Genomic DNA, 20,905 nt, shown 5'->3' with positions numbered 1-20,905 from the left:
GCCGACGACGCGCACCGCACCGCCCGCGCGCTGAGCGCCGAGCGCGCCGAGATCGCCGGCGCGCCCGACGACATGGCGGACGGCGCGCCCCCCACCGCCTCGCTGCCCGCGCTGCGCGAGGCGTACCGGGCGGCCTCGCAGGTGTACGAGAAGGTGGGCGTCGGCGCCGATCTGCGCGCCGAGCAGGCCCGCGCGGAGAGCGACGAGAGCGCCGCGCTGGCGGCCCTGGACCGGCTCACCAACAAGGTCCGCACCCGCGCCGCGCAACTTCTGGACAGCACGGACGGCGCGGACGGCCCATCCCGTCAGGCGGCCGCGGCCCGCGCCGAGTCGCTGGTGCACATGCTGGAGGCGCGCGCGTCGGCGGCGAGCGAGCAGCTCGGCCGGTTGCGCGGCGAGGCGGAGCGGCTGGCGCCCGCCGACGGCGACGCCCACACCGAGCTGCCGGAAGGGATGATTCCGCAGGATGCCGAGCAGGCGAAGGAGCTGCTGCGGACGGCGAACGCCGAACTGAGCACCCGTACCGACGCCCTGGAGACCGCCCGCACCACCCACAGCGAGCTGCTGCGTGCCCACCGCGCCGCCGAGGACGCGGCGGGCGGCTTCGAGGAGACCGCCGCGCTGCTGCGGGACCTGCTGCGCGACCACCAGGACCCGGACGGTGAGGAGAGGCCCGAGGCGTACGCCGGGAGCCTCGCGGAGGCGCGGCAGGCGGCCGCCGAGGCCCGCCGCTCGCTGCGCGCCTGCGCGGGCGACCTGTCGGCGGCCGAGGGCGCCGTCCGGGAGGCGAGCGACGTGCTCGTACGGCACGCCAACGCGACCCGCTACGAGCAGGTGCGCACCCCCGCCCGGCAGCAGATCCGCGAGCTGCCCGCGTCCGCCCTGCCGGAGCACGCCGCGGCCTGGGCCGAGGCGTTCGCGCCCCGGTTGCGGGTGCTGACCGACGAGCTGGCCCAGTTGGAGCGCAACCGCGACAGCATCGTGGACCGGCTGCGCGGCCTGGTCGAGTCGTCGCTGGCCACACTGCGCTCGGCGCAGCGGCTCTCCCGGCTCCCCGAAGGGCTCGGGGAGTGGTCGGGGCAGGAGTTCCTGCGGATCCGCTTCGAGGACCCGGACCAGGCGACGCTCACCGAGCGGCTCGGCGAGGTCATCGACGAGGCGACCCGCGCCGCCGTGCGGAAGAACTCCGACCTCCGCCGCGACGGCATGTCGCTGCTGCTGCGCGGGGTGCACGCCGCGCTGCAGCCACGCGGCGTGGCCGTGGAGATCCTCAAGCCGGACGCGGTGCTGCGCGCCGAGCGGGTGCCGGTCGGTCAGATGGGTGACGTCTTCTCCGGCGGCCAGCTGCTGACCGCCGCGATCGCCCTGTACTGCACGATGGCGGCGCTGCGCAGCAACGACCGGGGCCGGGACCGGCACCGCCACGCGGGCACGCTGTTCCTCGACAACCCCATCGGGCGCGCCAACGCCACGTATCTGCTGGAACTGCAGCGGGCGGTCGCGGACGCGCTGGGCGTCCAGCTGCTCTACACCACGGGGCTGTTCGACACCACGGCGCTCGCCGAGTTCCCGCTGGTCATCCGGTTGCGCAATGACGCGGACCTGCGCGCGGGGCTCAAGTACATCAGCGTCGAGGAACATCTGCGGCCGGGGCTGCCCGAGCGGGATCCGGAGGACGGCCAGACGCACGGGCAGATCACGGCGACGCGCATGTACCGCCGCCCGGACGCCCCCGCCCCGCAGGAGGCCCAGGCCTGAGATCCGTCAGGCGGCGGCGCCCCGCGCCGGGCCGCGCCCCGCGGCCCGGCGCGCGGCGACCGGCTTCGCCTTCCGGTCCCGGCGGCGCTGCCGGCGCAGCTCCCGCGCCGTGCTGCTGGGCCGGGACACCACCCCGTAGCGCTGCTTCCACACCTGCCGGGTCACCCATACGTCCAGCACGCCCCAGGTGGCCAGGACCGTGCTGGCCACGGTGGTCAGCACCGCGGGGAAGGCCAGCCACGAGCCCGCCAGGGCGGACAGCACCGCCACCATCGCCTGCACCAAGGTCACCGCGACGATGATGACCGCCCGCACCGCCGCCGTGCGGACCGGATCGGGCAGCCGGTGCCTTCGCGCCGGCTCCTCGGTCCACAGCGGCCGAGCCGCGCGCTCCGGGATGTCGCGATCCTTGTCCATGGCGTCCATGAAGCCCCTACACCTTCCACCGGCTACCCAGGCCCGGCCGTTCCAGAAAGCGGGACATGGGTCGTATTCACCCTTAGTGTGCCCCCTCAATGCACGAATAACAGTGATCAGAGGTTCCCCCGGAGAGGGGAAAACCGGCCAAGGGTTGACTCGTTCCCGCACCTGCGACCGACACCGGACGCCCGGTGAGCAAGGGGTAAGTCGGGCCATCACCGGACAACTCGTGAACGCGGCGCGGCGCCCGTACCCCGGCATCAAGCGGACAACCCTTCGAGTTGTCGAACGGGCAGTAGTAGGCTCGCGCCGCTTAGTTGTCGGAACTCGAACACCGCCCCGCCACAACGGGGTTGACGTTGGGGAGGCCATGCGCTTTCGCGGGAAGTCGATCCGCCGGAAGATCGTGGCGCTGTTGCTGGTGCCACTTGTCTCGCTGACGGCAATCTGGGCCTTCGCTACAGTGATCACCAGTCGTGAGGCGATGCGGCTCCTGGACGCCTCCGACATCATCGACAAAGTCGGCCAGCCGGCCGAGGACGCGGTGCACGCCATCCAGAAGGAGCGCCGCCAGACGCTCGTCCTGCTCGCCGATCCGCGCCAGGCCGACGCGCTCCCCGTGCTCCACGCGCTCCAGCGCAAGACCGACGAGGTCATCGGCACGCTCAGCGACGCCGCCGCGAACGGCGATGTGCGCGACATGATGAACGACGACTCCGAGCAGCAGCTCTCGGCCATCGTCAAGGCGGCCGAGGGCCTGGACCCGCTGCGCCGCAAGGTGGAGGACCGCGGCACCACCCGCGCGGTGGCGTATGAGTATTACAACAAACTCGTCGACCTCTGCTACACCTTACGCAGCTCGCTGCACGCCGTGCCCGACACGGACCTGGACAAGCAGGGCCGCGCGCTGGTCGCGCTGATCCGCGCCCGCGAGGCGCTCTCCCGCGAGGACGCGCTGTACGTCTCGGCGCTGACGGCGGGCAAGCTGTCCCAGGACGACCTGCACTCGATCTCCGACCTCATCGCCGAGCGCAACCTGCTCTACGAGACCAACCTGCCGATCCTGCCCGCCTCCGAGCAGAAGATCTTCGCGGACTACCGGCGCACCAACGCCGCGCCCGCCGCCCTGCGCCTGGCCGAGGAGAAGCTCCTGGGCGCGGCCGAGCCGGCCGACGCGCTGCGGGCCCTGGACGAGCGCCACTGGGAGGCCGCCGCCCAGCCGGTGCTGCGCGACTACGACCGGCTCGGCAAGGAGGCCACCGACCGCCTCCAGAAGCGCATCGACCCGGTCGCCGACAACGTCCTGCTCCGCGCCGGAGCGGCCGGCATCCTCGGCCTGCTGGCGCTGATCGTCTCGATCTTCGTCTCGTTCCGGATCGGCCGCGGCCTGATCCGCGACCTGTCCAAGCTGCGCAAGGACGCCCTTGAGGCCTCCAGCGTCCGGCTGCCGAACGTGATGCGCCGCCTGGGCGCCGGCGAGCGGATCGACGTGGACACCGAGGCACCCCGCCGAGACTTCGGCCAGGACGAGATGGGCCAGGTCGGCCTGGCCCTCAACACCCTGCAGCGGGCCGCCGTCGAGGCGGCCGTCAAGCAGGCCGAGCTCCGCCAGGGCGTCTCCGACGTGTTCGTCAACCTGGCCCGCCGCAACCAGGTGCTGCTGCACCGCCAGCTGACCCTGCTGGACGCGATGGAGCGGCGCACCGAGGACACCGACGAGCTCGCCGACCTGTTCCGCCTGGACCACATGACCACCCGCATGCGGCGGCACGCCGAGGGCCTGGTCATCCTCTCCGGCGCGGCCCCCTCCCGGCAGTGGCGCAAGCCCATCCAGATCATGGACGTGGTCCGCGCCGCGGTCGCCGAGGTCGAGGACTACGAGCGGATCGAGGTCCGACGCATGCCGCGGCTCGCGGTCAACGGGCCCGCGGTCGGCGACCTCACCCACCTGATCGCCGAACTCCTGGAGAACGCCACCGTCTTCTCGCCCCCGCACACCACCGTCCAGGTGCACGGCGAGCGGGTCGCCAAGGGGTTCACGCTGGAGATCCACGACCGCGGCCTGGGCATGACGCCCGAGGCGCTGCTGGAGGCGAACCAGCGGCTCGCCGAGACCCCGGAGTTCGAGCTGTCCGACACCGACCGGCTCGGCCTGTTCGTGGTCAGCCGGCTCGCCCAGCGCCAGGGCGTCCGGGTCTCGCTCCAGCCCTCCCCGTACGGCGGCACCACCGCCATCGTCCTCATCCCCTCGACCCTGCTCAGCGAGACCCGCGAGGCGGGGCAGGACGCCGACGGCGGCCGGGACCGCGGTGTCTCCGACGCGAGGCCCGGTCCCAAGGACCGGCTCCAGGCCGTCGAGGAGGCGCCGGTCTCCTTCTCCGACCGGGCCGGCCGCAAGGTGTCCGTGGTCGACGGGCCGGTCGAGCTCGAATCGCCCGCCGCGCCCCTCGCACGGATCGGCGCCGGCGACGACCTCGAGGACGACGACGAGGCGGGCGCCATCTTCCGCGCCCGCGGCCTGTCGCCGACCCCGCCGCCCGCCGCCCGGCCCACCGGGCCCGTGCCGCACCCGCCGGTGGCCGAGGTGGAGCACCAGCAGGCCCGGGACGGCGCGCAGACCGGCCGCCCGGACCGGGGCCCCGCGCCGCTGCCCCGCCGTGTCCCGCCGGTGCTGGTCTCCGACCACGGCCGCCCGGTGCAGGGCTCCCCGGGCGGCGGCCGGCACGCCCGGCCGCAGAGCGGAGCGCAGCCGACCTGGGCCCAGCGGCAGGGCGGGCCGGACGGCCGGGGACCGGCCGACGGCCAGGCCCCGGAGCGCACCGTCCCGGTCCAGCGGTCGGCCTCCGGGCTCCCCAAGCGGGTACGACAGGCCAGCCTGGCACCCCAGTTGAAGAAGGACCCCGCTCCGCAGACCGAGGCGGACCGATACCCTGCCGACACCGATCCCGAACGCGAAGCCGAACAGGCGCGGGCCACCATGGCCTCGCTCCAACGGGGGTGGCAGCGCGGCCGGCGCCAGACGGCCACGGGAGACGGCAGGGCGGACACAGCACCTGGAACAACATACGAGGGGGACGGTCGATGACCGCACCGAACGCAGCCCGGAACGTCTCGCCGCGGGCGTCGGGCGAGCTGAACTGGCTGCTCGATGAACTGGTCGGACGCGTCGGCAGCATCCGCAAGGCGCTCGTGCTCTCCGGGGACGGCCTGCCCACCGGCGGGTCCCGCGACCTGTCCCGGGAGGACGGCGAGCACCTGGCGGCCGTGGCCTCGGGGTTCCACTCCCTCGCCAAGGGAGTCGGCCGTCACTTCGACGTCGGGCGGGTGCGGCAGACCATCGTCGAGCTCGACGACGCCTTCCTGTTCGTCACCGCCGCCGGCGACGGGAGCTGCCTGGCGGTGCTCGCCGACGCCGACTCGGACGTCGGACAGGTCGCCTACGAAATGACGCTGCTGGTCAAGCGGGTGGGCGTGCATCTGGGCAGCGCGCCGCGATCCGGCGGGTGACGGGGGAGAGGGGAGATGACCGCAGACGGTGAAGGCGCCCCCCGCTGGGTCGACGACGACGCGGGACCGGTGGTCCGGCCCTACGCCATGACACGCGGGCGCACCCGCAGCGCGGCCGAGGGCAAGCTCGACCTCATCGCGGTGGTCGTCGCGGACAGCGTGAACCAAGGGCGCGTCCCCGACCAGACGTTGTCCCCGGAACACCTCGACATCGTCGAGCTGAGCCGGGACTCCCCTCAGTCCGTCGCCGAGCTGGCGGCCGAACTCGACCTGCCGGTCGGCGTCGTCCGTGTGCTCATCGGAGACCTGCTGCACGCGGCACTCGTCCGAGTGTCCCGGCCCGTCCCTCCGGCGGAACTGCCGGACGAGAAGATTCTGCGCGAGGTGATCAATGGTCTACGGGCACTCTGACCTGGGCCGTTCCGAAGTCATTGACCCGATCACGCTGAAGATCCTGGTGGCGGGCGGATTCGGCGCGGGCAAGACGACCCTGGTGGGCGCGGTGAGCGAGATCAAGCCGCTGCGCACCGAGGAACTGCTCACCGAGGCGGGCCGGCCGGTCGACGACGTCGCCGGGGTGGAGACCAAGACCACCACCACCGTCGCCATGGACTTCGGGCGCATCACGCTCCGCGAGAACCTGGTGCTGTATCTGTTCGGCACCCCGGGACAGGACCGCTTCTGGTTCCTGTGGGACGAGTTGGCGACGGGCGCGCTGGGCGCCGTCGTCCTCGCCGACACCCGGCGGCTGGAGGACTGTTTCGCCGCCGTCGACTACTTCGAGCGGCGCGGCATCGCCTTCACCGTCGCCGTCAACTGCTTCGACGGCGCCGCCCGCTTCCCGGAGGAGGCGGTGCGCGACGCGCTCGACCTCGACCCGGGCACGCCGGTCGTCCTGTGCGACGCGCGGCAGCGGGAATCCGTCAAAAGCGTGCTGATCTCGGTCGTCGAACACGCGATGATGGCCTCCGCGGCCCGGCGCTAGACCCTTCCCTCGAAGGGGCGCCGGAGACATGGCCCGTACCCCGCCGTCCGGGGTGCGGGCCGCGGTGTGTCTCGGATCTTCCCCGGCCGGGTAGGTCTCCCCGTCGGGCATCTGGAAGGAGAGGTCGTGGAGCTGGAGCTGGCTGCCGAGGAGTTGACCGCAGTGCTGAACCGGCTGCGCCGGGCCCAGGGACAGATCGCCGGGATCGTCAGGATGATCGAGGAGGGCCGGAGCTGCGAGGAGGTGGTCACCCAGCTCGCCGCCGTGTCCAGGGCCCTGGACCGGGCCGGGTTCGCGATCATCGCCGGCGGACTGCAGCAGTGCCTGGCCGAGGAGAACGGCGGCAGGCCGGACGCGCGGGAGCACACCCGTGCCCGGCTGGAGAAGCTGTTCCTGTCGCTGGCCTGACCCGCGCCCGCACACGACGCGGCGCACAGCGAGCACCGACGACCCGGGAAGGGAGCAGGCGTGGCCATGACGGAAGCGGCGGTCCGGCTGGTGTCCGTGACCAAGGACTTCGGCGCCGTACGGGCGGTGGACGGGGTCGATCTCTCCCTCGCCGAGGGCGAGTTCTTCTCCCTCCTCGGCCCCTCCGGCTCCGGCAAGACCACCCTGCTGCGGCTGGTCGCCGGCTTCGAGCGGCCCACCACCGGCCGCGTCGAGTTGTCCGGCCGCGAGGTCACCACCCTGCCGCCGCACCGCCGCGACGTCCGCACCGTCTTCCAGGACTACGCTCTCTTCCCCCACATGAGCGTCGAACAGAACGTCGCCTACGCCCTGACGGTGCGGGGCGTGCGCAAGGCGGAGCGGCTCGCCCGGGCCCGCGAGGCGCTCGCCACGGTCCGCCTGGACGGCTTCGGGCCGCGTCGCCCCGCCGAGCTGTCGGGCGGCCAGCGGCAGCGCGTCGCCCTGGCCCGCGCCCTGGTCGACCGGCCCGCCGTGCTGCTGCTCGACGAACCCCTCGGCGCGCTCGACCTGAGCCTGCGCCGGCGGATGCAGACCGAGCTGAAGGACCTCCAGCGCACCACCGGCATCACCTTCCTCCTGGTCACCCACGACCAGGAGGAGGCGCTGACCATGAGCGACCGCGTCGCGGTGGTCTCGGACGGCCGGATCGAGCAGATCGGCCCGCCGGTGGAGGTGTACGAACGCCCGGCCACCGCCTTCGTCGCGGGCTTCATGGGCACCACCAACCTGCTGCGCGGCGCCGCGGCCCGCCGCGTGGTCGGCCGCCCCGGCACCTTCAGCATCCGGCCCGAACGCATCCGCCTGGCGGACCTCGCCGAGCCGGCCGCCGAGGGGGAGCGGACCGTGACCGGGCGCGTGGCGGAGATCGTGCATGCCGGGGCGCACACCCGCTTCACCATCGCGCTTCCGCACGACGACCGGCTGACCGTGATCCGGCAGAACCTGGCCGGGCTGCCGCCCTCCGTCCGCCCGGACGCCGAGATCCGGCTGCTGTGGGACCACGACGACGCCTTCCCCCTGCCGAGTTGACGGGGCGGAGCCCGCCCGGGCGCGCCGGAGGCGCTCTGGCGAGGCGGAATCCCGCCGCCGATACTGGCGAGGTCCCGGACAGCCATGTCGTAGGGGAGGACCAAGGTGCGGAAGACATCTGCGGGGAGGTCCGCGGCCGCGGCGTGCGCCCTGCTGCTGGCCGTCACCGCCTGCGGGTCGGACGACGGCGACCGAGCGGCGAAGGCCCCGGAGAAGCTCGGCAAGGGCGAGGGCAAGGTCAACATCATCGCGTGGGCGGGCTACGCGGAGGACGGCTCCAACGACCCCGACGCCGACTGGGTCCACCCCTTCGAGAAGAAGACCGGCTGCCGGGTCGACACCAAGGTCGCCGGGACCTCCGACGAGATGGTCTCGCTCATGAAGACCGGGCAGTACGACACCGTCTCCGCCTCCGGCGACGCCACCCTGCGCCTCATCGCCTCCGGCGACGCGGCCCCCGTCAACACCGAGCTGGTGCCCCACTACAAGGACATCTTCCCCGGCCTCAAGATGCGCCCGTTCAACTCCAAGGACGGCCGGATGTACGGCATTCCGCACGGCCGGGGCGCCAACCTCCTCATGTACCGCACCGACAAGGTCAGACCCGCCCCCGACTCCTGGCGCGCCGTCTTCGAGGACGCCGACGCCCACAGCGGCCACGTCACCGCCTACGACTCGCCGATCTACATCGCCGACGCCGCCCTCTACCTGATGAAGACCAAGCCCTCGCTGGGCATCAAGGACCCCTACGCCCTGGACCGCCGCCAGCTCGACGCCGCCGTCGCCCTGCTCAAGAAGCAGCACCGGGCGATCGGCGAGTACTGGAGCGACTACCAGAAGGAGATCACCGCCTTCAGGAGCGGCGACAGCGTCATCGGCACCACCTGGCAGGTGATCGCCAACCTGGCCCAGGCCGACAAGGCGCCGGTCAAGGCCGTGATGCCCAAGGAGGGCGCCACCGGCTGGTCCGACACCTGGATGGTCTCCACCAAGGCCGCCCACCCCAACTGCGCGTACAAATGGCTCGACTGGATCGTCTCCCCGAAGGTCAACGCGCAGGTCGCCGAGTACTTCGGCGAGGCCCCCGCCAACGCCAAGGCGTGCGCCGAGACGGCGGACCCCCGCCACTGCGCCGTCTACCACGCCGACGACGAGAGCTACTACCGGCGGGTCCACTTCTGGACCACCCCCATCAAGCAGTGCCTCGACGGCCGAGAGAACACCACGTGCACCGACTACGCCCAATGGACCAGGGCCTGGACCGAGATCAAGGGCTGAGATGCGAGCCCCCACGGCCCGCCCCGCCCAGGACCCCGGCCCCGCCGAAGGCCCACCCCCGAGGCCGGCCCCGAGCCCCGGCGCGCGCCCCGCGCCCGGCCCGCGCGCGGCCGCCCGGCTGCGCCTCGCCGCCCTGCTCGGCCCGCCGCTGCTGTGGCTGACCCTGGCCTACCTCGGCTCCCTCGCCGTCCTCCTGGTCTCCGCCTTCTGGACCACCGACTCGTTCACGTCGGACGTCGTCCGCACCTGGAACACCGACAACCTCCACGAGCTGCTGACCACCCCCGTCTACCGCACGATCGCGCTGCGCACCCTGTCCATCGCGATCGCCGTCACCCTCATCGACGCCGTCCTCGCCCTGCCCATGGCCTTCTTCATGGCCCGCGTCGCCGGCCGCCGGTGGCGCCGGCCGCTGCTGGTCGCCGTGCTCACCCCGCTGTGGGCCGGCTACCTGGTCAAGGCCTACGCCTGGCGGGTCATGCTCGGCCACGACGGGGTCCTCAACCGGACCCTGGCACCACTCGGGCTGCACGGACCGGGATACGGCACCACCGCCGTCGTCGTCGTGCTGGCGTACCTGTGGCTGCCGTACATGATCCTGCCGGTGTACGCGGCCCTGGAGCGGATCCCCGAGCGGACGCTGGAGGCTTCCGCCGACCTCGGCGCCGGGCCCTGGCGCACCCTGCGCTCGATCGTCCTGCCCGCCGCGCGCCCCGCGCTGCTGGCCGGGTCGGTCTTCACCTTCTCGCTCAGCCTCGGCGACTACCTCACCGTGCAGATCGTCGGCGGCAAGACCCAGCTCATCGGAAACGTCATCGCCTCGCAGGTCACCCTCGATCTGCCCATGGCCGCCGCGCTCTCCGCGGTGCCCGTCGTCCTGATCGTCTGCTACCTGGCCGCCGTACGCCGGGCGGGCGCGCTCGACTCGCTCTGACCCCCGCCGGCCCCGTGCCCGCCGCCGGCCCCGTGCCCGCCGCCGGCCCCGTGCCCGCCCCCGACCACCTGCCCGAGGAGGCCCCCGCCCGTGCGGCTCTCGCGCACCGCCCGCATCGCCCTCGGCGGCGTCACCGCCGCCGGGCTCGCCGTCGTCTACGCGCCCCTGCTGCTGGTCCTGCTCAACTCCGTCAACTCCGACCGGTCCTTCGGCTGGCCGCCCAGCGGCCTGACCACCCGGTGGTGGCGCGCCGCCCTGCACAGCGAGGGCGTCCGCCAGGCGCTGCTCACCTCCGTACGGGCCGGTCTCGCCGCGACGGCCATCGCCCTGGTGCTCGGCACCATGGCCGCCTTCGCCGTCCACCGCCACCGCTTCTTCGGCCGGCGCACCGTGTCCTTCCTGCTGGTGCTCCCCATCGCGCTGCCCGGCATCGTCAGCGGCATCGCCCTCAACGCGGCCTTCCGCACCGTCCTGGACCCCCTCGGCGTCGGCTTCGGCCTGTTCACGGTGGTCGTCGGGCACGCCACCTTCTGCGTCGTCGTGGTCTTCAACAACGTCGGCGCACGGCTGCGCCGCCTTTCGCCCTCGATGACCGAGGCCTCCGCCGACCTGGGCGCCCGCCCCTGGCAGACCTTCCGGTACGTCACCTTCCCGGCCGTACGCTCGGCGCTCTTCGCCGGCGGACTGCTCGCCTTCGCGCTGTCCTTCGACGAGATCGTGGTGACCACCTTCACCGCCGGTCCCGGCACCACCACCCTGCCCGTCTGGATCTACGAGAACCTGGCCCGCCCCCACCAGGCCCCCGTCGTCAACGTGGTCGCCGCCGTGCTGGTCGCCCTGTCCGTGCTCCCGGTGTACGTGGCGCAGCGGCTGTCCTCCGACCCGGCGGGCGGACGGCTGTGAGCCGTGCCGCCCACCGGGCCCCGCGCCGCCGGCGGCCTCAGTGGCCGCGCAGCGACCGGCGCGAGACCGGGAAGTCGAAGTACGTGTCCGGGAACAGCTCCGGCTTGTAGGTGTAGTGCCACCACTCCTCGGCCAGATTCACGAAGCCGAGGCTCTCCAGCGTGTCCTTCAGCAGCAGCCGGTTCGCCCGCTGCGCCCCCTGGATCCTCGGGTCCAGCGTGTGCGAGCGGGTGTCGAAGCAGTCGTAACCCGTGCCCATGTCCACGGAGTTGTCCGGGAAGCGCTGGTCCTTCGGCGCGTAGCACGGCACCAGCTTCTCGCCCGGCACATACGGGCGGGTGGGCACGGCGGGCAGCTTCACGATGGTCAGGTCCAGCGTGCTGCCCCGGCTGTGCCCGGACTTCTCGGCGATGTAACCGTCCTCGAACAGCCGCGTCTTGTCGACGTCCGGGTAGAACTCCCCCTTCATCGACTGGTCGTCGAGGTCCTCGGCCCACTCGACGAAGTCGTTCACCGCCCGCTGCGGCCGGTAGCAGTCGTACACCTTGAGCGTGTAGCCGCGCCGCAGCAGCGAGCGCTGCGCCTTGTGCAGCGCCTCGGCGGCCGGGCGGGTCAGCACGCACAGCGGCTCCCGGTAGCCGTCCACGGGGTGGCCGGTGAAGTTGTGCGGGGTGTAGTAGCGGATCTCCTGGAGGATCGTCGGGTCCACATCGCTCAGCGCCACGAACTCCTTCGGCGCCTTGGGCTCGGCGCGCGCCTGCGCCGGGGCGGGGGCGGAGACGGCGAGCAGGGCGGCGAGGGGCAGGGCGAGCGCGCGCAGCGCGGCGGTGAACCCCGGCGTGAACTTCGGGGTGAATCTTGGCGTGAATCTGGGCATGACCACCTCAGATATCAGGACGGCCGGGTCCGGAACAAGCCCCGACCGCCCCCGACCGGCACGTCCGCCCCGCCGCCCTCGCCGGCCGGCCACCGCTCATCGCTGCCGCTCACCACCACCGCTCCACCGCTTACCGCCACCGCTCACCGCTGCCGCGGCCGCTCCTCGGGCGCCCGACCGCGCACCCGCACCGGATACCCGGGCTCCGCGGCGCCCTCCCGCTCGACCACCACCTCACCGCCGCGCAGCCGTGTCGCGAACCGCACCGTCTCCGGGCCGTCCCACCCGTCCCCCGGGTCCAGGACCAGCGTCCCGCCGCCCTCACGGCCCCGCACCGGAGTCCACACCTCCAGCTCCACCCCGCCGTCCGCGCCCGCCACCGGCACCACCGCGCCCGCCCTCGCCAGCACCGGCACGCGCGACAGCGGCGCGTCCAGCACCACCCGCCCCGGGCCCTCGTACGCCCGGCCGGTCGCCGTGTCGTACCAGCGGCCACGCGGCAGCCGCACCGACCGCCGCACCGCGCCCTCCTCCAGCACCGGCGCCACCAGCAGCGCGTCCCCCAGCAGAAAGGCGTCCTCGCAGTCGCGCAGCGCCCGGTCCTTGGGCCACCGCCACCACACGGGGCGCGCGTACGGCGCCCCGGTGCGCCGGGCCTCGTGCGCCAGCGTGACGAAGTACGGCAGCAGCCGCCGCCGTTCGCGCAGCGCGGCCGCCGCGTGCGTGAGCACCTGCTCGCCGAACTCCCACGGCTCCCGCCGCCCCGCCCGGATCGCCGAATGGGTGCGGAACAGCGGCAGATACGACGCCAGCTGGAACCAGCGCAGATACAGCTCCGGGGACGGGCTGCCGGTGAATCCGCCCACGTCCGGGCCTGAGTACGGCACCCCCGACAGGCCGAGCCCCAGCACCAGGGACAGCGAGGCGCGCAGCCCCGCCCACCCGGTCGCCACATCCCCGGACCAGCTGCCCCCGTACCGCTGCAGCCCCGCCCACCCCGAGCGGGAGAACAGGAAGGGGCGCTCCTCGGGCCGCAGCTCCAGCAGCCCCTCGTAGCCGGCCCGCGCCATCGCCAGACCGTAGACGTTGTGCGCCTCGCGATGGTCGCCGCCCCGGCCCTCCAGCGCGTGCCGGGCCGAGCGCGGCAGCGTCGGCTCGCCGAAGGCCGCGAACGACACCGGCTCGTTCATGTCGTGCCACACCCCGGCGAAGCCCTGCTCCAGCCGCTCCGCGTACAGCCCGCCCCACCACTTGCGCACCCGGGGGTCGGTGAAGTCCGGGAACACCGCCTCGCCCGGCCACACCACCCCGCGCACCTCGCGTCCCCGCGAGTCCCGCACGAACACGTCCTGCGCCGAGCCGGAGTCGTACACCGCGCCGCCCGGCTCCGCCTTCACCGCCGGATCCACGATCGACACCAGTCGCGTCCCGCCCCGGCGCAACTCCGCCGCCAGCCCCGGCAGATCGGGGAACCGCGCGGTGTCCACCGTGAACACCCGGTTCCCGGCCAGGTGGTCGATGTCCAGGTGCAGCGCCGACAGCGGCAGATCCCGCTCCCGGTAACCCGCCACCACCCGCCGCACCTCCTCCTGGTCGCCGAACCCCCAGCGGGCGTGGTGGTAGCCCAGCGCCCAGCTCGGCGGCACAGCGGGGGCGCCCGTGAGCGCCGCCCAGCCCTGCAGCACCCGGGCCGGCGGGCCCACGATCACCCAGTAGCGCAGCGGGCCGCCCTCCATCCGCGTCCGGCAGCCGCCCGGCCGGTCGTGCCCGGACCCCGCGCCCTCCTCGCCCTCCCGCAGCGTGACCGTGCCGTCCCACGAATTGTCGTGGAACACCAGATGGGTGCCCGCGTCCGCGACCACCAGCTGCACCGGCATGGTCAGGTACAGCGGATCGTCGCCGGGCTCGAAACTGCCCCCCGGATCGGTGTTCCACAGCCGGTACGAGCCGTCCCGCAGCCGCGGCCCGGACGCCCGCCCGCCGAGCCCGAAGAACCGCGCGTCCGCCGCGACCTGCGATCGCTGCTCCCACCGCCCCGCCTGGCCCCGCGCGCCCCCGCCCGGGCCCGAGCCGTTCACCTGAGCGCCGCCCACGCCGTTCACCCGCGGGCCGTCCCCGCCGTTCCCGGGCGCGCCGTCCCCGCCGTTCCCCGGTGCGCCGTCCGCGCCCGGGCCGCCCGCGGGCTCCCACCAGCGCGGCGGCAGATCCCGCCGCAGCACCACCCCGCCCGGCGTACGCACCTCCACCGCCCCGGTCCGCGAGACCGCCACCGTCACCCGCTCGGACACCACCCGCCAGCCGCCGTCCGTGTCCGGCTCCAGACGCACCCGCTCGTCCGCGTCCGGGCAGGGCCCCTCCAGCGCGTACGAGGGCTCCGGCTCGGCGCCGTCCCACCCGCAGAACACCGCGCCGCCCGCGGTCACCCGCACCCGCAGCGAGGACCGCGCGAAGCGCACCACCCCGCCGCCCGGCTGCGGATCCGCCCCCCGCACCGGCCCCGGCACCCGCGCCCGCTCCGGCCCCCGGCGCGGCAGTCCGACCGCGTCGGAACGCCGGCGCCGCCACGCCGAGCGCAGCGACCTGAGCCCCCGCGCCGTACCGACCACCTTCACCGACCGCACCAGGTCACGCGCATCCATGTTGATCACTTTGCCATTGCCGACGGCCCGTGCGTGCGGCGTTCAACTGCCGTTCACCCGTGGTCCGCGCACATCCCCCGCCACCCCGATATGGAGTGGCGGCCCTGGTGCGGGAGTCGATCACATGGCATCGTCCTGCACGGACGACACTACGGACGACACACACGCGTATCCGCGCACCGCCGGGAGCCGACAGATGACCACCACAGCGCAGCCAGACCCCCTGCCGCGACCCCTGTGGCAGCCGGGGCCCGAGCGGATCGCCCGGGCCCGGCTGACCCGCTTCCACGCCTGGGCGGCCGAGCGGCACGGCGCCCCCGCGCCCGACCCCGGCGACCCGGCGGCGAGCTACGCCGCGCTGCACCGCTGGTCCGTGACGGAACTCGCGCGCTTCTGGCAGGCGGTCGCCGAGTGGTTCGAGGTGCGCTTCACGACCCCCTACGACACCGTGCTCGCCGACGCCACCATGCCCGGGGCCCAGTGGTTCCCCGGAGCCACCCTCAACTACGCCGAGCACGCGCTGCGCGCCGCCGAGGACCCCGCCCGGGCCGCCGAGCCCGCCCTGCTCCACGTCGACGAGACCCATGAGCCCCGGCCCGTCAGCTGGGCCGAGCTGCGCGGCCAGGTCGGCGCCGTCGCCGCCGAACTGCGCCGCCTGGGCGTGCGCCCCGGCGACCGGGTCAGCGGCTACCTCCCCAACATCCCGCAGGCGGCCGTCGCGCTCCTGGCCACCGCCGCCGTCGGGGCGGTCTGGACCTCCTGCGCCCCCGACTTCGGCGCGCGCAGCGTCCTGGACCGCTTCCAGCAGGTGGAACCGGTCGTCCTGTTCACCGTGGACGGCTACCGCTACGGCGGCAAGGAACACGACCGCACCGAGACCGTCGCCGAACTGCGCCGCGAGCTGCCGACCCTGCGCGCCGTCGTCCACATCCCGCTGCTGGGCACCCCCGCCCCCGAGGGCGCGCTGGAGTGGGACGCCCTCGTGCGCGAGGCGGAGGAACCGGTCTTCGAGCAGGTGCCCTTCGACCACCCGCTGTGGGTCCTCTACTCCTCGGGCACCACCGGACTGCCCAAGGCCATCGTCCAGTCCCAGGGCGGCATCCTCATCGAGCACCTCAAGCAACTGGGCCTGCACTGCGACCTGGGCCCCGGCGACCGGTTCTTCTGGTACACCTCCACCGGCTGGATGATGTGGAACTTCCTGGTGTCGGGCCTGCTGGTCGGCTCCACCGTCGTCCTGTACGACGGCAGCCCCGGCTACCCCGACACCGCCGCCCAGTGGCGGGTCGCGGAGCGCACCGGGGCCACGCTCTACGGCACCTCGGCGGCCTACGTCATGGCCTGCCGCAAGGCCGGGGTCCACCCCGCCCGCGACTTCGACCTCTCGCGCGTCGCCTGCGTCGCCACCACCGGCTCCCCGCTGCCCCCCGACGGCTTCCGCTGGATCCACGACGAGTTCGCCGCCAGTACGGGCGAGGTGTGGATCGCCTCGGTCAGCGGCGGCACCGACGTGTGCAGCTGCTTCGCGGGCGCCGTCCCCACGCTCCCCGTCCACATCGGCGAACTCCAGGCCCCCGGGCTCGGCACCGACCTCCAGGCCTGGAACCCCCAGGGCGAGCCCGTGCTCGACGAGGTCGGCGAACTCGTCGTCGCCCAGCCCATGCCCTCCATGCCGATCCGCTTCTGGAACGACCCGGACGGCAGCCGCTACCGCGACAGCTACTTCGACATGTTCCCCGGCGTCTGGCGGCACGGCGACTGGATCACCCTCACCTCCCGCGGCACCGTCGTCATCCACGGCCGCTCCGACTCGACGCTCAACCGCCAGGGCGTACGGATGGGCTCCGCCGACATCTACGAGGCCGTCGAGCGCCTCCCCGAAATCCGCGAATCCCTCGTCATCGGCGTCGAACAGCCCGACGGCGGCTACTGGATGCCCCTGTTCGTCCACCTCGCACCGGGCGCCACCCTCGACGAGGCCCTGCGCGACCGCATCAAGCGCACCATCCGCGAACACCTCTCCCCGCGCCACGTGCCCGACGAGATCATCGAGGTGCCCGGGGTGCCGCACACCCTCACCGGCAAGCGGATCGAGGTGCCGGTCAAGCGCCTCCTCCAGGGCACCACCCTGGACAAGGCCGTCAACCCCGGGTCGGTCGACGACCTGGACCTGCTGCGCTACTACGAGCGCCTCGCCCGCGAACGGCCGTAGCGGCGGAGCGTTGTCAGTCCCCTCGGTTACGGTGAGTGAGCACTGATCGACCGCGCTGAGGGGGAGACATGGCGCACACGACACCAGGCGGCACCCACCGGAGGGAGCGCAGCGCGCGCCGCGCGCTGCGCAGGGAGGCGCCCAGCACCGTCGCGCTGCTGGCGGACGAGGAGGACTTCGCGGCCATGCGGCGCTACGCGTCGTTCGCCTTCCACGACCACGGAGCGTATCTGCGGCAGGTGGAGGGGCTGCTGCGGGCCCTCGCCTCCCAGGGCGTGCACACGGCCGTCGCCCTGTTCGACCCGGCCGAGTACGAGGAGTTCTGCGCGGATTTCGACCTCGACCCCGACACCTCCACCGCCCGCACCCGCTACACGGCCGAGGTCGCCGCCGCCGGCCCCACCGTCACCTACCGGGGCCAGCCCCTCGACCAGCTCGTCCACGGACTCATCGGCGCCGCCGAGCAGCAGGCCACCTGGGAGTACGCCACGGCCCTGCTGTCCCGCGCGGCCGGCTGCGGCTGCCCCGACGACCCGGGCCGCACCGCGTTCCACCGCGGCCAGGCCGCGCTGCGCCGACTGCTCGCGGCGGCCGGGCCGGGCCGCCACCATCTCGTGTGCAGCGTTCCGGCGAGCGGCGCCCCGCTCGTGGCCGTGGTCCACGCACAGGCGGCTGAGCAGGGACCGGCGGAGGTCGACCGCACCGAGGCCCTGATCTTCAGCACGGTGCTGGCCTGCGGGATCGCCACCAGCAGCCCCGGCGGCGTCGTGCTGCGCACCACCGCCCCCGGCGGCCGGGACACGGTCCGCGGCTGGGCGCTGCACCAGGGTCGGCTGCGGCCGCTGAGCGAGGCCGAGGTCTTCAGCGCCTACTGCACCGACGCGGACACCGGCGAGCCCGTCCCGCCCGAGCACGGCGTCGACTACCGGCCGGGCCTCCCGCTGCCCGGCCCCGACGACCCGCAGTCCGAGGGCCAGGAGCCCGCCGACCCGGAAGGGGAGTGACACCCACGCCCAAGACGGGGGCGCCCCGCCGCACTCTCGCGACGGGGCGCCCCCGGAACACGGTTCACCTCACCGGTCACCGGCTCACTCGCCGGACAGCACCGCCTGCGCGGCGACGCGCGCGTCCTCCGCGGTGTCCGCCGCGCGAGCCGCGGCGGCCGCCCGCTCGCACTGGGCGAGCGTGTGCTTGGCCAGCGTGGCGCGCACATACGGAATCGCCGCGGCGCCCATCGACAGACTGGTGACGCCCAAGCCGGTCAGCACACACGCGAGCAGCGGATCCGACGCGGCCTCCCCGCACACGCCGCAGCTCTTGCCCTCGGCCCGCGCGGCCTCGGCCGAAGCCGCCACCAGGTCCAGCAGCGCCGGCTGCCACGGGTCCTGCAGCCGCGACACCGCGCCCACCTGGCGGTCCGCGGCGAAGGTGTACTGCGCCAGATCATTGGTGCCCAGCGACAGGAACTCCACCTCCTGGAGGATCGAGCGCGCCCGCAGCGCGGCGGACGGAATCTCCACCATCGCGCCGAACTTGGCCCGCAGCCCCGCCTCCCGGCACGCGTCGGCGAAGGCCTTCGCGTCGATCCGGTCGGCCACCATCGGCGCCATGACCTCCAGGTACACCGGCAGCCCCGCCGCGGCCTTCGCCAGCGCCGTCAGCTGCGTCCGCAGCACCTCGGGGTGGTCGAGCAGCGTCCGCAGCCCACGCACACCCAGCGCCGGGTTGGGCTCGTCGGCCGGAGTGAGGAAATCCAGCGGCTTGTCGGCCCCCGCGTCCAGGACCCGCACCACCACCCGGCCCTCCGGGAAGGCCTCCAGCACCTTCCGGTACGCCTCGATCTGCTTCTCCTCCGACGGCGCCTTGGTGTTGTCGTCGAGGAACAGGAACTCCGTGCGGAACAGCCCCACGCCCTCCGCGCCGGCCTCCACGGCCGCCGGCACATCCGCCGGGCCGCCGATGTTCGCCAGCAGCGGCACCTTGTGCCCGTCCGAGGTGGCACCCGGACCGGAGGACGCGGCCAGCGCCGCCTTGCGCTCCTCCGCGGCCCGGGCCAGCTCGTCCTGCTTCTCCGCACTCGGAGCCACGAAGATCTCTCCCGTGCTGCCGTCCACCGCGATCACCGTCCCCTCGGCCAGCTCCCCGGCACCGGGCAGCGCCACGACCGCGGGCACGCCCAAGGCGCGCGCGAGGATCGCGCTGTGGCTCGTCGGCCCACCCTCCTCGGTGACGAACCCGAGCACCAGGGTGGGGTCGAGCAGCGCCGTGTCCGCCGGGGCCAGGTCCCGCGCGATCAGTACGTACGGCTGGTCGCTGTCGGGGACCCCGGGCATCGGCACCCCCAGCAGCCGGGCCACGATCCGGTTGCGCACATCGTCGAGGTCGGCCACCCGCCCGGCCAGGTACTCACCGGCCCCGGCAAGCAGCGCCCGGTACGCGGCGAACGCGTCGTACACCGCGCGCTCGGCGGTGCTGCCCACCGCGATGCGCCGCTCGACGTCGGCGATCAGCTCCGGGTCCTGCGCCATCATGGCCTGCGCCTCGAGCACGGCCTGCGCCTCGCCGCCCGCCAGATTGCCGCGGGCCATCAGGTCGGCCGCCACGGCCTCCACCGCCTGGCGGGCGCGCCCCTGCTCGCGCGGCGCCTCGTCCGCCGGAATCTGCTTCGCCGGCGGTTCCAGGACCGCGGTCCCCATGTGCCGCACCTCGCCGATCGCCACCCCGTGGCTCACGCCGACGCCTCGCAGCGTTGTCTCCATTGCACCCGTCTCCGGTTCGATGCGGCGGGGCTCACCCGCCGCGGTGGTTGTCTACTCGCCGTGATGGCCGATCGGACCGGCTCCGACCGGGCCTACCGCTCATGTCCAGCTGAAGAGGAGGTCGCCGGACTTCACCTCGACATCGGCACTGACGTCGACCAGGGACTCGGCGGTGGCCTCCAGCGCCACCACCGGACAGACCGGCGACTTCCCGGCGGTCACCACGGCCGCGGGGTCCCACCGCACCACCGCGTCGCCGCGTCGCACGGTGTCGCCCTTGTTGATGAGCACCTCGAACCCCACGCCGCCCAGCTGAACGGTGTCGATGCCGAGGTGGGTGAGCACACCGTGCCCCTCCCCGTCGACCACGACGAACGCATGGGGATGGAGCGAGACGACGACGCCGTCGATCGGCGCCACCGCCACGGAAGGCTCGAGCACGGGGTCGACCGCGGTCCCGGGACCGACCATCGCCCCGGAGAACACGGGGTCGGGCACCGCGGCGAGTCCGATCACACGCCCGGCGAACGGGGAGGTCACTGTGGTCATGGGAAGCCTCCCAGGGGTGGAGAATCGTCACGCAGTGTCACCGCCCGACCCAGGCAGCGCACTGCCCAGAAGCGTAAGTCATAGGAACTACGGATTCCGCACAAGCTGTGCAGGCCGAAGGGCACCCAGGGGCGCCGAATCGATTTGCCACCGCTGCGCGAGGGCTGTACTGTCGTATCCCTGCCCCGGATGAAGCGCCGCAGTCCACTGCGGGCACATCCAGTCGAGGCAGCGCCATCAGTCACCTGACGACAGATCTTCGGATCGGCTTTCGCATGCCCGCAATGCTTGCGAAAACCACGGATTCGGAGAAACGAAATCGGTCTGATAGCGTGTGAAACACCGAAGGGAAGCGCCCGGAGAAACCGGTGAAACGGTTTCGAAGGAAGCGTCCGTTCCTTGAGAACTCAACAGTGTGCCAAAAGTCAACGCCAGATATGTTGATACCCCGTACGGTCGGCCAGTGTGGCTGATCGGACGAGGTTCCTTTGAAGAAACACACACAGCGAGGACGCTGTGAGCGGGCTGGATTATTCCTCCGGCCTGCTCCGCTCTCGTGGTGTTGCCGGGATAGCCCGGAAGCATTC

17 protein-coding genes are annotated in these 20,905 nt (G+C 73.4%); 12 read left to right on the top strand and 5 right to left on the bottom strand.

The window, feature by feature from the left end; all coding sequences use genetic code 11:
- Positions 1-1,758, top strand: a 1,758-nt coding sequence (locus ABFY07_RS40990) for a coiled-coil domain-containing protein (protein ID WP_479685639.1), incomplete at its 5' end; no start/stop codon positions are given.
- 6 nt (positions 1,759-1,764) lie between these two features.
- On the opposite strand, the gene ABFY07_RS40985 is transcribed toward ABFY07_RS40990, so the two are convergent.
- Positions 1,765-2,184 (bottom strand): hypothetical protein, encoded by a 420-nt coding sequence (locus tag ABFY07_RS40985; protein ID WP_346179340.1) that lies wholly within the window; start codon positions 2,182-2,184, stop codon positions 1,765-1,767.
- 364 nt (positions 2,185-2,548) lie between these two features.
- Here ABFY07_RS40985 and ABFY07_RS40980 point away from each other — a divergent pair, with 364 nt between their 5' ends.
- From ABFY07_RS40980 to ABFY07_RS40940, 9 genes are all read left to right on the top strand, one after another.
- The gene (locus ABFY07_RS40980) at positions 2,549-5,263 is read left to right on the top strand and encodes a nitrate- and nitrite sensing domain-containing protein (RefSeq protein WP_346179339.1); all 2,715 of its coding nucleotides are present in this window, start codon (positions 2,549-2,551) and stop codon (positions 5,261-5,263) included.
- The gene (locus ABFY07_RS40975) at positions 5,260-5,685 is read left to right on the top strand and encodes a roadblock/LC7 domain-containing protein (RefSeq protein ID WP_065966718.1); all 426 of its coding nucleotides are present in this window, start codon (positions 5,260-5,262) and stop codon (positions 5,683-5,685) included. Before ABFY07_RS40980 ends, ABFY07_RS40975 begins: the two co-directional genes overlap by 4 nt.
- A gap of 15 nt (positions 5,686-5,700) precedes the next feature.
- Positions 5,701-6,096: a DUF742 domain-containing protein gene (locus ABFY07_RS40970; protein WP_065966719.1), complete on the top strand. Its 396-nt coding sequence runs from the start codon at positions 5,701-5,703 to the stop codon at positions 6,094-6,096.
- Positions 6,077-6,670, top strand: a complete 594-nt coding sequence (locus ABFY07_RS40965) for a GTP-binding protein (RefSeq protein ID WP_346179338.1) — start codon at positions 6,077-6,079, stop codon at positions 6,668-6,670. Before ABFY07_RS40970 ends, ABFY07_RS40965 begins: the two co-directional genes overlap by 20 nt.
- Before the next feature lie 126 nt (positions 6,671-6,796).
- Entirely contained in the window at positions 6,797-7,078 is a 282-nt protein-coding gene (locus ABFY07_RS40960) for a metal-sensitive transcriptional regulator (RefSeq protein WP_065966720.1), read from the top strand.
- Positions 7,079-7,144: 66 nt separating this feature from the next.
- On the top strand, positions 7,145-8,167 hold the full coding sequence (locus ABFY07_RS40955) for an ABC transporter ATP-binding protein (RefSeq protein ID WP_346179341.1): 1,023 nt from the start codon (positions 7,145-7,147) through the stop codon (positions 8,165-8,167).
- A gap of 105 nt (positions 8,168-8,272) precedes the next feature.
- The gene (locus ABFY07_RS40950) at positions 8,273-9,445 is read left to right on the top strand and encodes an ABC transporter substrate-binding protein (protein ID WP_346179337.1); all 1,173 of its coding nucleotides are present in this window, start codon (positions 8,273-8,275) and stop codon (positions 9,443-9,445) included.
- A gap of 1 nt (position 9,446) precedes the next feature.
- The gene (locus ABFY07_RS40945) at positions 9,447-10,379 is read left to right on the top strand and encodes an ABC transporter permease (RefSeq protein ID WP_346179336.1); all 933 of its coding nucleotides are present in this window, start codon (positions 9,447-9,449) and stop codon (positions 10,377-10,379) included.
- Between the two features lie 90 nt (positions 10,380-10,469).
- Positions 10,470-11,282 (top strand): ABC transporter permease, encoded by an 813-nt coding sequence (locus tag ABFY07_RS40940; RefSeq protein WP_065966722.1) that lies wholly within the window; start codon positions 10,470-10,472, stop codon positions 11,280-11,282.
- 37 nt (positions 11,283-11,319) lie between these two features.
- On the opposite strand, the gene ABFY07_RS40935 is transcribed toward ABFY07_RS40940, so the two are convergent.
- Both ABFY07_RS40935 and ABFY07_RS40930 read right to left on the bottom strand, forming a co-directional pair.
- Positions 11,320-12,159, bottom strand: coding sequence for a M15 family metallopeptidase (locus tag ABFY07_RS40935; RefSeq protein WP_346179335.1), 840 nt, complete (start codon positions 12,157-12,159; stop codon positions 11,320-11,322).
- Between the two features lie 143 nt (positions 12,160-12,302).
- Positions 12,303-14,798, bottom strand: a complete 2,496-nt coding sequence (locus ABFY07_RS40930) for a glycoside hydrolase family 31 protein (protein WP_346179334.1) — start codon at positions 14,796-14,798, stop codon at positions 12,303-12,305.
- Positions 14,799-14,994: 196 nt separating this feature from the next.
- On the opposite strand from ABFY07_RS40930, the gene ABFY07_RS40925 reads away from it, so the two are divergent.
- Together ABFY07_RS40925 and ABFY07_RS40920 are read left to right on the top strand one after the other, a co-directional pair.
- Entirely contained in the window at positions 14,995-17,010 is a 2,016-nt protein-coding gene (locus ABFY07_RS40925; RefSeq protein WP_346179333.1) for an acetoacetate--CoA ligase, read from the top strand.
- A gap of 68 nt (positions 17,011-17,078) precedes the next feature.
- On the top strand, positions 17,079-18,014 hold the full coding sequence (locus ABFY07_RS40920; RefSeq protein WP_346179332.1) for a hypothetical protein: 936 nt from the start codon (positions 17,079-17,081) through the stop codon (positions 18,012-18,014).
- 84 nt (positions 18,015-18,098) lie between these two features.
- Here ABFY07_RS40920 and ptsP read toward each other — a convergent pair whose 3' ends face one another.
- Positions 18,099-19,769 carry a phosphoenolpyruvate--protein phosphotransferase gene (gene ptsP, locus ABFY07_RS40915; protein WP_346179331.1) on the bottom strand — a complete coding sequence of 557 codons (1,671 nt, stop codon included), beginning with the start codon at positions 19,767-19,769 and terminating at the stop codon, positions 18,099-18,101.
- Positions 19,770-19,868: 99 nt separating this feature from the next.
- Positions 19,869-20,318, bottom strand: a complete 450-nt coding sequence (locus tag ABFY07_RS40910) for a PTS sugar transporter subunit IIA (RefSeq protein ID WP_346179330.1) — start codon at positions 20,316-20,318, stop codon at positions 19,869-19,871.
- Between the last annotated feature and the right edge of the window lie 587 nt (positions 20,319-20,905).

Source organism: Streptomyces sparsogenes subsp. cuspidosporus, from assembly GCF_039532705.1.
Taxonomy (GTDB): domain Bacteria; phylum Actinomycetota; class Actinomycetes; order Streptomycetales; family Streptomycetaceae; genus Streptomyces; species Streptomyces sparsogenes.
Note: the sequence above shows the minus strand (reverse complement) of the source record. Positions and strands in the feature narration are given on the sequence as shown.